Raw genomic sequence first — 14,230 nt, 5'->3', positions numbered from 1 at the left:
CACATTCTTATCTGAAACAGAGAGGAGCCTGTCATGGCTACTTGGAATTTACAAGACACAAGCTGTCACCTGCTTATCTGTAATGGCGGCAGCTGCATGAAGCGGATGGGAGAAGAGGTCACTCAGGCGATCAGAGAGGAAATCTCCGCCCAGCATGCCGACCGGCAAATTCATACCACCCGTACCCGCTGCAATGGGCGCTGCGCGGACGCCTGTGTTGTAATCGCCTATCCCGAAGGGGTATGGTATAAAGATATTACGCCCGAAACCGGAAGAGAATTAGTAAGGCGGCACCTGGCAGGCGAGCGCCTGGAATCTCATATCACCTATTCGTTTGACCGGACATTCATAGCGGCGGGAAGCTCAGCAGAAGGAACTGTAAAGGGGTAATGAGGATGACCAGCACACACCATGATCACGCAGAACATACAATAAGCTCCCATTCCCGGGAAAGGTGGATTCGCCGGAAACAGGAGCTGGCTGCTTGGGTGGAACGGGACAAGGTTGTCACCAGGCCCAAGCAGACGGTCGGCTGGGATTACACCGTAGTTGATGCTGAGCTGTTTCCAGCTCTTAAAGCGCTGAGGGAGGCCGGCATTCAAACGGAATTTTCCTGTGCCGGCGTCAGTCTGCTGGATGACCCTCATGATCATTCCCTATACGCTTACATTACCTGCAAGCGCACCACAAGGGCCGAGCAGTTCGTACAGCATGCCATGAACCAGATGCGTCACCGGCTGCTCGTTATCTATGAGCCGGCTGACAACCGCTATGATCTGTCCTCATTCTTCATCATGCATAACCGTTCATTCTGTCTGCAGATGGAACGGACAGCCCGGCTGTTCTAGGGAAGGATATATCCTTTCTTAGGATCAGAATACCCACTGTCCATTCTTCTGCACCAGGATACCATCCAGGTAAATCTCTCCGCCATCCTTCAGGTTCTTCACCATATCCCAGTGAATGACGGACTCATTACCGGCTCCGCCCATTTCATAGGCCCGCCCAAGAGCCAGATGGACTGAACCTCCAATTTTCTCATCGAACAAGATATCTTTGGTTGGCCTTGTTATGCCGTAGTTAACGCCAATCCCGAGCTCGCCGAGAAATCTTGCCCCCTCGTCCGTATCCAGCGCAGCGGCAAGCGCTTCTTCGCCCTTTTCCGCGGAATACTCCACAACCCTGCCCTTCTCAAAACGCAGACGGATGCCCGAGATTTCCCTGCCGTTGTAGACGGTCGGCCACTCATAATAGATATGGCCTTCTGTCAGCAGATGATTGGGGGAAAAATAGAACTCTCCGTCCGGGACGTTCCGGTTGCCTGCGCAAATAACTGCTGAACGGCCTGCGATATCAACGGTCAGATCGGTCTCTTTGCCGACTATCCGCACCTTGCTGGCCTCGTTAAATTTCTGTACAGCTCCGAGCATAGAACGCTCCATCGCCGCATAATCCACATTGGTGGCACTGTAGACAAAATGCTCATACTCCTCCAGCGACATGTCCGCATCCTGTGCCTGCGCCTGGGTAGGGAACATGGTGAGCACCCACTTGGCACCGCCCTGCATCAGATAACGGGAAAGCTTAGAGGTTGCACGGCTGCGCCGCTTCAGCTTCTCCGGATCGACATTCGTAAGCTCCTTGTTGTTCGCTGAACCCAGAATACGTATCAGGCCATCGGCACGATGATACAGCCACTCCAGAACATCTACATCATCAAGCTGCTCACCACCCGCCTCATCGTATAAAATCTTGTTCAGCTCGGCAAGGCCGACCTGCAGCATCGGATGCCCCCCAGCCTTCAATACGGTGCGGTAAACCTCCTTAATCAGCGGAGCCGTCTCGGCGTCTCCTATAATTAATATCTTCTCTCCCGGCTGCACATTAATAGAGTGATGCACCAGTATGCGGGCTAACTCTTTCACTCGCGGATCTCCCATTGCTTATTTCCCCCTTAATATCAACTAGTCATCCTCGCGTTCCTTAGCCATTCTGGCCATGAGACGGTAAGGCGCAATTACTGCCGCATACAGGATAACTATAAACGCGGCAGCGGCCGCTGGCAGCCACAAGCCCTGTAGAGTCAGCGGCACCACAGTAAAGCATGCGATCAGCACGGCACAAAGCAGATGAGCTGCACGCGCAACCTTCAGCAGCGACTGGAAGCGTGTCGCTGAGGGCAGCGGATATACATGCTGCCATACCGAATACCTGTGTACGTGGCGGACCGTCCCGAGCTGCATGCCAAGGACGGCTGTAAATAGGCAGCAGAGCACGACAGCCGCCCACCCGTCCAGTGATCCGCTCTGGGCGGCAAAGTATGACGACAGTGCCCCAAGACCTGTCAGCCGCAGCAGGATCCCGCCAGTCTCCGTTCTGATAACCGTCTGGGTATACAGAAAGGTATAAGTACTGCGTCTTCTATAAGGCACCAGGGCGGATAGCCAGGCCAGATAAGCACGTTTAGCCACAACTGTCCCCGCAGCAGGCACATCAATGAACATGCTAAAGAAACGGTAATATCCCCGTCTCGTCCGCGCTTCCTCGATAATCAGCCTCTCCCACGGGAATCCGTGCTTACGCGGCAGCTTGAGCGCCGCATAGACGGCAGCGGCGGCTCCCAGGAGGAACAGCAATGTTTTCCACAATGGAAAGGTAAATAAGGAGACCAGTACTATGGCAGTCAGCGCCCATCTCAGCAGGCGGTACATCCTGCGGGCAGCCGTGTAGGTCATCCGTCTCTCTATCCATGCAGCGTAAGCATGCATGCCTTTCAGCAAGGCCAGCATAGCAGCTGCTGCCAGCGGATGCACCAGCGCTGCTCCCTTGTAGTAAAGCGGAAGAAAGGCAATAAAGGCAACCGCCGTCCAGATGGATGTAACGGCTAGACCTCGCCTTGCCGAGCGGAGTATGTAAGGCTTCATGCCACTTTCCCGCGGCATTAGAAAGACAATATCCGCTGATACGAGCCAGCTTCGCAGCGGCGACCAGCAGACGAACGGCAGGAGCGCAGCAGCTCCCGTCAAAGCAATTGGATAATGCTCCGGCACCTGTCTCAGGAAGCTGCTATAGCTCACGAGCAGGGCAATGCCGACGAGAGACAGGAAGGCAGGAAAACCGCTCTGCAGCATATAACGGATGTAAGGGGCAGCTTCTCTCCAGAAGTCGGACGACCGTTTGCTCCACAGCTCTTCAAGCGACCGGTCCATTGGTATCTCCCTCGTCTGTAACCAGTCTGTAGAATGCCTCCTCCAAGGAAGAGGCCCAACCGCCCGCTGCCGCCCTGACATCCTCCAGCGTACCGCTGGCCACCAGCCTGCCTCCGTGAAGCACAAGGAAACGATCGCAATACGACTCGACAGTTGCAAGAATATGCGAGCTCATCAGGATTGCCGCACCCTGACGCTTAACCTCGACAAGGCGTTCAAGGAGTGAGCGTATGCCCAGCGGGTCAAGACCCACAAACGGCTCATCGATAATATACAGAGGCGGCTCCGCAAGCAGCGCATTCATCAGCATAACCTTCTGCTTCATGCCTTTGGACAGGTGGCCGGCGAACGCTTTCCTCTTCGGATTCATGTGGAATTCCTTGAGCAAATCGCCGCATCGCTGCGAATAGGACGGCTCCGGCACGTCATAAGCCATCCCTGTCAGACGGAGATGGTCCTCTACTGTAAGCTCGTCGAACAGCACCGGTGTCTCCGGAACATATGCGAAAGCCGAACGGTATACCTCAGAATTATCATCCAGTGTCGTTCCCTTAATGCGCACTTCGCCGCTGTGCGGCTGCATCAACCCCAGAATATGCTTGATGGTTGTGCTTTTACCGGCGCCATTAAGTCCAATCAGGCCCACCATCTCCCCCGGCTGGATACCGAAGCTTATATCATGCAGAACAGGTTTCCGTGGACTGTATCCTCCCGTGAGCCCGCTTACCTTCAAGATCGGTTCCCCGCTCACCGTATCACCTCTCATTCATAATTATGCCTTCTATTAAGAACAAGCCGCAGGACATACACTGGTGCAGCCAGCGCAATACTGCGGCTCTTATCCAGGCTGGCGGCCAGCTGGTCTCCCGCATTAGGCAGATTCCTTTTCAGCGGGCATACGTCCCTACTTCTGCTGTTCTCCGCCGCTGCCATTCTCGCGTTTGGCCTTGAGCCATTTGGGCGCTCCCTTGTTCTTCCGCTCTTTCTCCTTCTCCGCCTTTGCCCTGGCCGGTGAAAGCTTCCTTACACCCTCTTTGCCGCGCTCAGAAGGAAGCCCTTTACGTCCTGCTGAGGACGCTGGGGCTGCGCTTATTTCGCCGGAAACGCTCCTGCCCGTTTCCCCGGAACGTCCTCTTCCATTCCTTAAATCCCTGTCCCCTCTGTCAGCAGAAGCTTTGCCGGTACCAGCTCCTCTTGGCGGCGAACCACTCCTAGAGCCTCGCTTCAGCTCTTCACGCGCCAGAATTTTCCCGCCGTACAGAACCCGTTCTTTAATCTCAATACCAAGCCGCTTGGAAAGCTTCTCGGCCAGGTAGCTGTCACGGAAGGTCACAATCGTAAAAACGGTACCTTCCCGGCCCATACGGCCTGTCCGCCCCGCACGATGCACATAGCGGTCGGGGTCCTGCGGTGCATCAATATTAAGTACAAGCGGCAGTTGCTCAATATCAATGCCTCTTGCTGCCACATCAGTTGCCAGCAGCAGCTGGCATCTGCCGCTTCTGAAACGTTCAAGCGTCTGAGACCGCTTCAACTTGTCTGCGTCCCCATACAGCGACTCGACGGTAAATCCTTCGAAAGCGAGCTTCGCTTCCCAGTTGGCGATCTGGTCCGTGTCATTCATGAACAGAAGTGCCGAAGAAGGCGCAAAGGCATGCAGCAGCTTCTTCGCGGTCTCGAACTTATCTCTGCCTTCGCTGAGAATATAATAATGACTAATCGTCTCGGCCACACGATGCTCCGGCTGGACATCAATGCGCACAGGCTCTTTCATCCATCTGCCGGCCAGCCGTTCCATCTCCTCGGGAAGCGTCGCCGAGAAGAAGGCGATTTGGCGGTCTGGTCCCAGAGCGGATATAACCGTTTCAACCTCCTTGGTCGAACCTAGCTCGAACATTTGGTCCGCTTCGTCAATAACGATTGTCCTGGCGTTGTGCAGCTTCAGCTTACGCTGGGCAACCAGCTCATGAATCCGGCCTGGTGTACCCACGATGAGATGCGGCTTAAGCTTCAGCTTCTCAACCTGCCGCTTCAATGCCGCCCCGCCGATCAACTGCTGCACCCGCAAACCGCAAGCCTCCGCATAACGCTCCGCTACGCGGACAATCTGCATGGCGAGCTCCTGTGTTGGGGCCAGTATTACCGCCTGAATATCAGAGACGGCCGTATCCATGCGGTTAAGCAGCGGCAGCAGATAGGCGAGTGTCTTACCAGTACCTGTCTGAGATCTCGCGTATAAGTCTCTTCCGGATGCGATTGCGGGAATCGCCTCTTGCTGAACCGTGGTCGGTTCGGTTATTTCAAAGTCCTTTAACTGTCCGATAAGCTCGGAACGGAGTTCCAGCTGCTCCCAGCTTGTCACCATGATGATCCTCCTCATGCCGCTTCTCGATTGTAATCTATTTCTTATTAAGCATAGGGCCGACCAGTCTGTCAGCCAGTCTCGGGAACAGCTGATACAGCTTGATTCCAGCGGCGGCCGACAAAGGAATGTCCACTTCCGCAATTCCTTTATCAATCACCTTCAGAATGGCGGCAGCTACCCGTTCGGGCTTCATCATGAAGGCTTTCACGTTACGTACGTAAGTTCCCTCAGGATCAGCCTTGGTGAAGAAAGGTGTGTCAATCGGCCCAGGGTTGACGGCTGACACTGTTATCCCCCGGTCCTTCATCTCCGCCCGAAGGGCATTCGTAAAGCCCAGTACGGCATGCTTGGTCGCCGTATATGCTGTGGACTTCGCGGTTCCAATCTTCCCTGCCATCGAGGCAACATTCACAATCTGCCCATGCCCCTGTTGGAGGAAGACAGGCAGGACGGCCTTCGTGCACCGGACGATCCCCAAGTAATTGGTATTCATCATTTCTTCAAAGTCCTCAACTTTTGCCTCTTCAAAATAGTCAAAGACGGCGTAGCCAGCATTATTAAGAAGCACGTCCAGACCCTTGTAATCCGCTATGATTTGTTCCGTCACCCGCTTCACCTCGCGGTTGTCATTCACATCAAGAACATAAACGCCGTGGCTGCCCTTGATAAGCGACGCGGCCTCCTTGAGCTTCGCTTCATTACGTCCTGTCAGAATCGGGACAGCCCCCCGCTCCGCAAGCATTTGCGCCGTTATGGCGCCAATACCGCTGCCAGCACCGGTTATCAGTACTCTCTTTCCTGTCAACATTCACATCACCTGTTTATCAGTTTACTAAAAATCTGGCACAATAAGCAAAAAAACTCCCCTGCAGGGGAGTGAATATAATTAAGCGATTAGCACCTGGATATCCAGTTCACCGATTCCTTCTATAATAAGCGGAATGGTAAGTGCTTTATGAGGGGTAAAACCGGCTGCTTGAGCGGAATGCAGGACCTTCGGTGGTGTTATATCGACCTTAACGCCTTGGTTAAACAGCATTGTGCTGGCATTGCCGCTGATCATATTACCGAGTTCCGATATCGCGCTTTTGCCAATCTCATCGATCTCGGATATGGCGAACCCGCCCATCATCGCCGAAATCAGCCTCAACGCAACGGGCTCGCTGATACCAAACACTATATCACCGCTCATTTGACCCGTCATACCAATTTGTATCCAGATATATTTTTCGACGAAAATAACTTCCTTAATGCCCAACTGCCCGGCTTCCGGGCGGATACTGACCATCTGTTCAATGACGACTCTTGCCGATTCCAGAAACGGATTGATATATTCTGCCTTCATATTAAGTCATTTCCCCTTTCTGTTCGACATTATTCGATCATTGTCTATGACCCTATTATACTTGAACGCATGGGTCAAGTATACTATTGTTTTGTCAGTTCCGCCCTTCTGTCAAATCGGCAGTACCGCTCATTTATCCCGCTTGTGCTCCTGTGCTATGACGGTAGTAAAGCCTCATCAGCCGCAACTTTTCATACAGCGGCTCCAGCGGTTTGCCCTGCAGTTCATCCTCTTTATAGACATGTTGAAGAACAGGCTTCAGATACATATCCCCTACCTGGTTAAGAGCTTGAATAATCTTCTCCTGTTCATCCTGCGGATATCGATCCAGCTCCTGCCTTAACAGCGGGGTCGTATCATAGCCCGCCTCATCAAGCTCCTCGATCCGAATAATCAGATCTCGGCGCTGCATGCCAGATACTTCCTGAAGCTCATCAAGGCTGCTTCCATCCTGAATTCCGCTTAAGATTAGCCGGTTCACCTGATGTCGCTCCATTTCCAGCCGGTACTTATCTTCCTTCTGCCGGTAGAGCCACTTGGTGTAGGCCTCCGGGTCCAATTGCCCCGCCACCCAGTCAAGCGGGAATACCGTGGAGCGCTCATAACGGGTTGTAATGTCCAGGACGGCAGAACCATAGGTAGCACTACGCGCTTCTCCCCAGCCTGGTATGTTCTTAAGTTCCTCCTCCGTATGCGGGATAAATGCTGCAATCATTCGGAGCATCCGGTTATTGGCAACGACATAAGCTGCCTTCTTCTCTTCTGCCGCACGGCCCCGGCGCCACTCACGCAGCTCTTCGAATACCTCTTCCCTTACATGCTGCTCAGCGTAGCACTGAAGCATGCCGGCAATTCCACCGGAAGCTGCTTTGCGGTCTTCCAGTATGCCATCCAGCATCGGCTCATAGCCATCCCCCATCTTTACGGCAGCACCGTGCCGGAAGGCCGCCAGCATCTCTTCCCATGATGTGCCTTCATACCATACGCTTGTCTCGCCGCTTGCCTCATCCCGCCACTCCACACTCCAGCGTCCATGCTCCTCCCCGATGGTTACCTGAGCCGTTACAATCCGGCCGTCTTCCTGCTGCTTCTCCAATGTGTTCAAGAAAACAACTCTCATCTTCTGCACCTCCAGAAATTGCGAACCCTGACCGGGTGCCTCTCTCCGCAACTCCACTGCACAGCTGTAAACACAAAAAACACCCCTCCGGCTTGGTTGCGGAGAGGTGCTTCCTCACGATCAAATATTCGACTGCACTCAATATACCACCTCTGTATCCTTTTGGCAAGACGAACAGAAGATGTGTTGACGTGTTGATTTTTGCGTAGTAGATGTATAATGAAGGTAATACACATCTGCACACGGAGGTCTGATATGCTGCCCGAATACGATTTTATGTCTGATACGACTGAAGATACATCCACGAGATTCGTAACCTTCATCACTCCCGGTATGAAGCGGTTTGATCTTGCCATCACAACTACAAGCCGTTTCTACGGAAAAAAGCTCGTAACGGATCTGCAGAATGGCATTACAGCCATACTGGGGGCCGATGACCTGGAGGAAGAGGGCTATCTCGCCCATGTCTTCAAGCTCACTGAAGAGGAAGCTGCTGAGCTGGAGCAATTTCTCTACTTTGTTGTTGGTACGGTGAATTTTACCGATTAACTGGGGCATCTTAAAGACAGACCACCAATAAGGGAGGGATTCTAGTGGCTGACGGCTTCAAGCAGGAAGACCGGAGAACGTACCGTGATGTCAGTACGGTCGAATCACAGCGCAATGATCTGACCGCCGAGGAATTTCCGGAAGGTCCTTATGGAGCAACACTGCTCACCGAATCACTTGGGAAGAGCCGACCATGGAGAATCGACCAGCGTCCGATCAATCGCTTCGATTATGAGAATCGGAGCCTCCACAAAGGATTGGACCGTGATTTTCCCGGAGATCAAGGCATGGGCAATGCCGCTCCTGAGGTAATGGATGAACCCTAGGACCATGATCAGCTAGCAATCCCGTATCTCTACAACATATCAAGGCTGCCGTCCAAACCGGCAGCCTTGATTATTTTGATTATTGCAGACCGTCAAAGACCACTCCGCTATCTGGTTTCCCTGTGAAGCGTATGCCGCTTCAGCCGCGGACAGTATTTGCGCATTTCAAGACGACCCGGATGAGCGCGCTTATTCTTCGTCGTCGTATAGTTACGGTCGCCTGTCTCCGTGCAGGCCAACGTTACGATTACTCTCATGATTATTTGCCCCTCTCGGTTAGTTAACGGAGGCCGTCTCAGCCTCCATAGCTGCTCCAGGCAGCACATCGGCAAAAGATTTCCAACTTGTGCCCATTTCCTCATCCGTCAGCAAACAGCAGTCAAGTCCAGCTTCCAGCGCCTTACGGTCGATACGGATTCCAATGAATACAATCCTGTTGACCCGGTCTCCGTATACCGGATGCCAAGAATCAGCTATCTCTGGCTCGTCGAGCAAAAGCTGGCGCCGCTCTTCTTCCGGCAATGCGGACACCCAGTAGCCGGCTGGGCCGAATTGGATGGAAGGACCCGCCTGGCTGATTGATTGCGCGGTTAAGTTTCTGGTAGCCAGCCAGACGATACCTTTAGCACGCACAATTTCCTCCGGCCAATCCGCCATCCAAGCAGCAAGCCGCTCTGGATGAAACGGTCTCGTCCGCTCGTATACAAACGATGATATACCGTACTCCTCCGTTTCAGGTGAATGCGAAGACTGCTCCATCTCCTTGATCCAACCAGCGGAGGTACTAGCTTCCTCAAAATTAAACAACCCGGTATTCATGATTTCAGACGGATCGATGACCCCATGCTCGGCGCGGATCAACTTCGCCCTTGGCTGAAGCTTGTGCAGAATACCTTCGAGCTCTGCCAGATCCTCTTCACTCACCAGGTCACACTTATTCAGCACCAGCACATCGCAAAATTCGATCTGATCAATCAGCAGGTCGACTACATCACGGTGGTCCTCTTGTCCAACCTCCTGTCCCCGATCCAGTAACGTCTCACCGGAAGAGAAATCGTGCCAAAACCGGTAAGCATCCACCACCGTTACCATACAGTCAAGCCTGCAGTATTCGGTCAAGTCTATCCCCTGTTCTACATCCCGGTAGCAGAACGTCTGAGCCACAGGAACCGGTTCGCCGACTCCGGTCGATTCAATGAGTATATAATCGTATCGTCCATCTTCAGCCAGTCTCTGAACCTCCTGCAGAAGGTCCTCACGAAGCGTACAGCAGATACAACCATTGGACATTTCCACCAGCTTCTCTTCTGTTCGTAACAGACCGCCTCCATTCTTGATCAGACCAGCGTCAATATTCACCTCGCTCAAATCATTGACGATAACAGCTACCCGCAATCCCTGCCGGTTATGCAGCACATGATTCAGCAGCGTCGTTTTACCGGAGCCAAGATAGCCGCTGAGTACGGTAACAGGCAGCTTAGTAGCACAGCTGGTGGTATCTAATATAGCCATACAAGCCTCCCAAGCGTAATATTTACGGGTTTATGACGGAATGAAGCCTGAGAGCAACCTTTACGTTTCGTCGTCCTTCACTCTGTAAACACCCGCATATTATTTAATCGTAATTATTACTATACAATAGTAGAGCACCTTTCTTTCCTTGTCAAGCGGCTCCATGCTTCACGAATGAATCGGCCCTCATTATAAGCATGCAAAAAGACCCGGCAGCAGCGTGTGGCACGCTGCCAGCCGGGTCTTCACATGCATAAGGGCTTGATCGCTTAACCGATCAGCTTCATCAGACTGCCAAATTCCAGTTCTTCAAACTTGTTTGCCACGCTTGCCCTGTCCATTACCCATAAACAGCGTTCCCACTCCAGCTCCACAGGAACATCGCAGCGTATTGTTGCCAGGTCCCGGGACATATGAAGCATTTCAAGATCTGCTTCAATCTTCGCACGAACCGACTTCGACAGATTTTCAAGGTTGGCTAAAATTCCATCAATTGATCCATATTCTAGCACCAGCTTTAAGGCTGTCTTCTCACCGATGCCGCGAACCCCGGGGTAATTATCACTGGTGTCCCCCATGAGCCCCTTGAGATCAACAATCTGAGCTGGGCTGAGCTGCCGTTCTTCTAGAAGGAACTGCGGTGTATAGACCGCGTAATTCCCCTGCCCCTTCTTCATGATCACAACGGTTATTCGGTCATCGACCAGCTGCAGCATATCATGATCACCTGTAAGAATGAATACCTCAGCATGCTCTCGGTACACCTTGGCCAAAGTACCGAGACAGTCATCTGCCTCAAATCCGGCCACACCTACATTCGGTATGCCAAAGCTCTCCACAACGTCCTTGACCAGTTCAAACTGCGGAATCAGCTCATTCGGCGCTTCAGGACGATTGGCTTTATAACCGGCATACTGCCCCGTCCGGAAAGTCGTACTGCCCATATCCCAGCAGCACACAACGTGGGTAGGCTGAAATGCCTTACAGGCATCCAGCAAGTATTTCACAAATCCATAAACCGCATTCGTAGGCAGCCCCGCGTTGGTCTTGCGGATGTAACCACCGTACGAGTTGGCGAAGAATCCACGAAATAACAGCGCCATTCCATCAACTAACAGCGCCCGCGGCTGACGCTCTTGTGCCTGTTCCATCTATCTATCGCTCCAATGTTTTTTCAGCCATTATATCATAGATTCGGATCAGATAGCCCGCTTGGTCAGATTCTCCAGCTGTTCAATAATATCCGTCAGCTTCCGGAAATCATCCATAACTGTGCTCATACGCCCGTTCTGCTGCTCAACAGATGCTAGTACCTGCTCGACCGAAGCGCTGGATTGATCGGTGACATTGGCAATTGAGACGGCTTCATTCACAATGATGTTCGAATCATTCTTAAGAGCGCCAAGAAGCTGCGTCAAGCCATCCGTTTGCTCTTGGACACTTACCGTGTTCTGATGGATCTCATGAAATACCTGATTGGTCTTTTCCGTGGTTGCAAGGCTCTGCTTCATCTCAACGCGGCTTTCCTCAACAAAATCCGCCACATGTGCTGTCTTATCCAGCATGGACCGTATCATCGCTTCCACCTTTTCTGCGGCGCTGCCGGTCGACTCCGCCAGCTTCTTCACCTCACCGGCTACAATGGCGAATCCCCGGCCATGCTCGCCCGCCCGTGCTGCTTCAATGGATGCATTGAGCGCGAGTAAATTCGTCTGATTGGATATTTCCTCGATCTGCAGCAGCAGCTCTGCTATGCTGCGGCTTTGCTCCTGCAGCTCCTTCATCAGCACAGAAACCTGGTCTACTGTACCTGATACCTGGCGCATCCGTTCATTTAGCGATCCGAGCTCCTCATTGCCAGTCCGGGTCAAATCCGTTGTCTTATGCGAGATTTCAATCAAGATGCGGGAGCTGTCACTAGCAGTTGTTACTTTTGCGTCGATCCCCTGAATAGAGTCCCTGATGCCATTGACGCTGGAGGCCTGGGAAGCCACACCAGCCGATACTTCCTGGAACGTTGCCGCAAGCTCTGCTGTAACCTCTCCGGATTCAGTCAGATGGCTGTCAAGAGAATTGTGAACCGATGACAAGGTACCCACAGTCTGCTTGATCTCCTTCAGCATATCCTGAATATGCTGCCGGGAAGCAAGCGCTTCGGCCGATTTCTTCTCCGTCTCCTGCTGAAGCTTGGCGCCGATTCTAGCCTGCAGAGCCGTAATCAGCATAACCAAGCTAAAGACGACATTAAGCGAGATAAAGCCTGCGATCCCAAGCTGTCCGAATATTTCAGTCCGGTAAATCTGATAGAATATATTGATAAGTATAAGTCCAATGAATCCGTTTATTAAAATGGAAATGTAATTATGGTAGAGTGTAATGATCGCAAAAGCATAAAAGAGAAGAACCAGCGAGTTGACATTGGGCGTAGTAGCCGCGAAGGAATATACGAGAATACTTAACAGCACCGCAGCAATGTATTGAATGTACGGAACGAGCCATTGTTTATAGGTAAGCAGTGTAAAGACAGCCGATATACTTCCTCCCACACCAGCCACAACAAGAACCGTCTCCGTATTGCTCTTCGCTAATATCGAAGCGGCAACTCCAAGCACAACCGACAACCACGATAATTTCACAAGCAGTCTATTACGTTCATTAAATACAGCCAGCTTATCCATTCTGTCCCCCCACTATGCCGTACAGCTCCGAATGACAATTCCTGATGGAGACAGTAGGTGCATGTATAATAATACCAATACAGTAAGCAATTAAATTATATAAAGTTACGACATAAATCGTCAATAATCTTCTGGTTTATTTGGTGAATCTTTAGGTCTAGCGACTCGATAAATCTCGGTCTTAGGGATTATTTACATAAAAAAACGGGTCCCAGCCGGACCCGCCATGTTATTCCATTCCATCAAAAACTCCATCCAGATAAGTCTCCAGATCAACTCTAATCGGCATAAAATAAAAATGGCCGCCCGACTCCTTCGCAAATTGCAGTGCCCGGCGGGCGAATTCAACATTCCATTCTAAGGTTGGCCTGAAATCCTTGGGAAACACCGCTCTATTCTTCGTTTCCCAATAGCCTTGTGAGCCGTCAGTCATGACGGGCGAAACACCCCAGTAGAGCTCAATACCTTCCAGCTGCTCCGCAAATATCTCCATATGACGCAGATCGAAGAACGGCTGGGTAAAAAAGCCCGCCGCCCCTGCTTCAAGCTTGCGCTGTGCATACTCGAGCTCTTCACGAAGGCCAGCCCGATACGGGTCAATTGCCGCATAGACCTTTATATCCGGGTATTCCTGCCTCAGCTTGCGGATCAGTTCTGTAGACGTCGTAGGAAAGACCTTACGCTTCATATCAGCAGGCGGATCTCCGGCAACAACCAATACCTCACGAATACCCTTGCGAATCAATTCCTCACCCAATGCGAACGGCTGCCGCAGATCAAAATCAATTGCCCTTATGTGGGGGACTGCATTCGGCATACTTCCAACCGCTTCCAGCGCTCCCTCCCAGCTTCTGATTGGCAGGCGCATCAAGTCCGGAATGTTAACCATATTGATCTGTTGGTAATTTGCAGCTACCATATCCAGCTCCTGCCTGAGTCTGGGCAGATCCCTGGGAATCAATTCAATCGATATACGCATAAAAGTCCAACCACCTGTTCCCCCTATCTATTATCCCCCCGAAACCAAGCCGGCGAACAGTCATAAATAGTACTGTTTTCTTGCAGCACTAGCTTCAATCATCATTTCCCCGGAAATATTGACCGTATAAAGGCTGCCCGATGAGCT

The 14,230-nt window shown here is 52.0% G+C and carries 16 protein-coding genes; 4 read left to right on the top strand and 12 right to left on the bottom strand.

What is annotated here, in order from left to right; all coding sequences use genetic code 11:
* Nucleotides 1–33: 33 nt before the first annotated feature.
* Together L1N82_RS05000 and L1N82_RS04995 are read left to right on the top strand one after the other, a co-directional pair.
* A complete protein-coding gene (locus tag L1N82_RS05000) occupies nt 34–390 on the top strand; it encodes a (2Fe-2S) ferredoxin domain-containing protein (protein WP_235286280.1) in 357 nt (118 codons plus the stop codon).
* Between the two features lie 5 nt (nt 391–395).
* The gene (locus L1N82_RS04995) at nt 396–848 is read left to right on the top strand and encodes a hypothetical protein (RefSeq protein WP_235286279.1); all 453 of its coding nucleotides are present in this window, start codon (nt 396–398) and stop codon (nt 846–848) included.
* Between the two features lie 24 nt (nt 849–872).
* Here L1N82_RS04995 and L1N82_RS04990 read toward each other — a convergent pair whose 3' ends face one another.
* From L1N82_RS04990 to L1N82_RS04960, 7 genes are all read right to left on the bottom strand, one after another.
* Nucleotides 873–1,940 carry an aminopeptidase gene (locus L1N82_RS04990; protein WP_235286278.1) on the bottom strand — a complete coding sequence of 356 codons (1,068 nt, stop codon included), beginning with the start codon at nt 1,938–1,940 and terminating at the stop codon, nt 873–875.
* Between the two features lie 24 nt (nt 1,941–1,964).
* Nucleotides 1,965–3,209 (bottom strand): ABC transporter permease, encoded by a 1,245-nt coding sequence (locus L1N82_RS04985; protein ID WP_235286277.1) that lies wholly within the window; start codon nt 3,207–3,209, stop codon nt 1,965–1,967.
* Nucleotides 3,193–3,975 carry an ABC transporter ATP-binding protein gene (locus tag L1N82_RS04980; RefSeq protein ID WP_235286276.1) on the bottom strand — a complete coding sequence of 261 codons (783 nt, stop codon included), beginning with the start codon at nt 3,973–3,975 and terminating at the stop codon, nt 3,193–3,195. Before L1N82_RS04980 ends, L1N82_RS04985 begins: the two co-directional genes overlap by 17 nt.
* A 138-nt stretch (nt 3,976–4,113) precedes the next feature.
* A complete protein-coding gene (locus tag L1N82_RS04975) occupies nt 4,114–5,574 on the bottom strand; it encodes a DEAD/DEAH box helicase (protein ID WP_235286275.1) in 1,461 nt (486 codons plus the stop codon).
* 34 nt (nt 5,575–5,608) lie between these two features.
* The gene (locus L1N82_RS04970) at nt 5,609–6,382 is read right to left on the bottom strand and encodes an SDR family NAD(P)-dependent oxidoreductase (RefSeq protein WP_235286274.1); all 774 of its coding nucleotides are present in this window, start codon (nt 6,380–6,382) and stop codon (nt 5,609–5,611) included.
* Nucleotides 6,383–6,460: 78 nt separating this feature from the next.
* Nucleotides 6,461–6,919, bottom strand: a complete 459-nt coding sequence (locus L1N82_RS04965; protein WP_235286273.1) for a chemotaxis protein CheX — start codon at nt 6,917–6,919, stop codon at nt 6,461–6,463.
* 133 nt (nt 6,920–7,052) lie between these two features.
* The gene (locus L1N82_RS04960) at nt 7,053–8,039 is read right to left on the bottom strand and encodes an HRDC domain-containing protein (protein WP_235286272.1); all 987 of its coding nucleotides are present in this window, start codon (nt 8,037–8,039) and stop codon (nt 7,053–7,055) included.
* A 255-nt stretch (nt 8,040–8,294) separates the two neighbouring features.
* Here L1N82_RS04960 and L1N82_RS04955 point away from each other — a divergent pair, with 255 nt between their 5' ends.
* Both L1N82_RS04955 and L1N82_RS04950 read left to right on the top strand, forming a co-directional pair.
* Entirely contained in the window at nt 8,295–8,588 is a 294-nt protein-coding gene (locus L1N82_RS04955) for a DUF3055 domain-containing protein (RefSeq protein WP_235286271.1), read from the top strand.
* A gap of 44 nt (nt 8,589–8,632) precedes the next feature.
* Nucleotides 8,633–8,914, top strand: a complete 282-nt coding sequence (locus L1N82_RS04950; protein WP_235286270.1) for a hypothetical protein — start codon at nt 8,633–8,635, stop codon at nt 8,912–8,914.
* A 107-nt stretch (nt 8,915–9,021) separates the two neighbouring features.
* Here L1N82_RS04950 and rpmG read toward each other — a convergent pair whose 3' ends face one another.
* From rpmG to L1N82_RS04925, 5 genes are all read right to left on the bottom strand, one after another.
* Nucleotides 9,022–9,171 carry a 50S ribosomal protein L33 gene (rpmG, locus tag L1N82_RS04945; protein ID WP_235286269.1) on the bottom strand — a complete coding sequence of 50 codons (150 nt, stop codon included), beginning with the start codon at nt 9,169–9,171 and terminating at the stop codon, nt 9,022–9,024.
* Nucleotides 9,172–9,190: 19 nt separating this feature from the next.
* Nucleotides 9,191–10,426 (bottom strand): GTP-binding protein, encoded by a 1,236-nt coding sequence (locus L1N82_RS04940; protein WP_235286268.1) that lies wholly within the window; start codon nt 10,424–10,426, stop codon nt 9,191–9,193.
* 269 nt (nt 10,427–10,695) lie between these two features.
* Nucleotides 10,696–11,577 carry a 5'-3' exonuclease gene (locus L1N82_RS04935; protein ID WP_235286267.1) on the bottom strand — a complete coding sequence of 294 codons (882 nt, stop codon included), beginning with the start codon at nt 11,575–11,577 and terminating at the stop codon, nt 10,696–10,698.
* 48 nt (nt 11,578–11,625) lie between these two features.
* The gene (locus L1N82_RS04930) at nt 11,626–13,104 is read right to left on the bottom strand and encodes a methyl-accepting chemotaxis protein (RefSeq protein WP_235286266.1); all 1,479 of its coding nucleotides are present in this window, start codon (nt 13,102–13,104) and stop codon (nt 11,626–11,628) included.
* Nucleotides 13,105–13,333: 229 nt separating this feature from the next.
* Nucleotides 13,334–14,083, bottom strand: coding sequence for a methylenetetrahydrofolate reductase (locus tag L1N82_RS04925; RefSeq protein WP_235286265.1), 750 nt, complete (start codon nt 14,081–14,083; stop codon nt 13,334–13,336).
* Between the last annotated feature and the right edge of the window lie 147 nt (nt 14,084–14,230).

It is taken from the genome of Paenibacillus tarimensis (genome assembly GCF_021532315.1).
Lineage (GTDB): Bacteria > Bacillota > Bacilli > Paenibacillales > Paenibacillaceae > Paenibacillus_I > Paenibacillus_I tarimensis.
Note: the sequence above shows the minus strand (reverse complement) of the source record. Positions and strands in the feature narration are given on the sequence as shown.

Coding starts and splice junctions, on each gene's coding strand:
- L1N82_RS04975 (WP_235286275.1), bottom strand. CDS start 5,574: ATGGTGACAAGCTGGGAGCAGCTGGAACTCCGTTCCGAGCTTATCGGA.
- L1N82_RS04980 (WP_235286276.1), bottom strand. CDS start 3,975: ATGAGAGGTGATACGGTGAGCGGGGAACCGATCTTGAAGGTAAGCGGG.
- L1N82_RS04930 (WP_235286266.1), bottom strand. CDS start 13,104: ATGGATAAGCTGGCTGTATTTAATGAACGTAATAGACTGCTTGTGAAA.
- rpmG (WP_235286269.1), bottom strand. CDS start 9,171: ATGAGAGTAATCGTAACGTTGGCCTGCACGGAGACAGGCGACCGTAAC.
- L1N82_RS04970 (WP_235286274.1), bottom strand. CDS start 6,382: ATGTTGACAGGAAAGAGAGTACTGATAACCGGTGCTGGCAGCGGTATT.
- L1N82_RS04995 (WP_235286279.1), top strand. CDS start 396: ATGACCAGCACACACCATGATCACGCAGAACATACAATAAGCTCCCAT.
- L1N82_RS04990 (WP_235286278.1), bottom strand. CDS start 1,940: ATGGGAGATCCGCGAGTGAAAGAGTTAGCCCGCATACTGGTGCATCAC.
- L1N82_RS04955 (WP_235286271.1), top strand. CDS start 8,295: ATGCTGCCCGAATACGATTTTATGTCTGATACGACTGAAGATACATCC.
- L1N82_RS04985 (WP_235286277.1), bottom strand. CDS start 3,209: ATGGACCGGTCGCTTGAAGAGCTGTGGAGCAAACGGTCGTCCGACTTC.
- L1N82_RS05000 (WP_235286280.1), top strand. CDS start 34: ATGGCTACTTGGAATTTACAAGACACAAGCTGTCACCTGCTTATCTGT.
- L1N82_RS04940 (WP_235286268.1), bottom strand. CDS start 10,426: ATGGCTATATTAGATACCACCAGCTGTGCTACTAAGCTGCCTGTTACC.
- L1N82_RS04965 (WP_235286273.1), bottom strand. CDS start 6,919: ATGAAGGCAGAATATATCAATCCGTTTCTGGAATCGGCAAGAGTCGTC.
- L1N82_RS04935 (WP_235286267.1), bottom strand. CDS start 11,577: ATGGAACAGGCACAAGAGCGTCAGCCGCGGGCGCTGTTAGTTGATGGA.
- L1N82_RS04960 (WP_235286272.1), bottom strand. CDS start 8,039: ATGAGAGTTGTTTTCTTGAACACATTGGAGAAGCAGCAGGAAGACGGC.
- L1N82_RS04925 (WP_235286265.1), bottom strand. CDS start 14,083: ATGCGTATATCGATTGAATTGATTCCCAGGGATCTGCCCAGACTCAGG.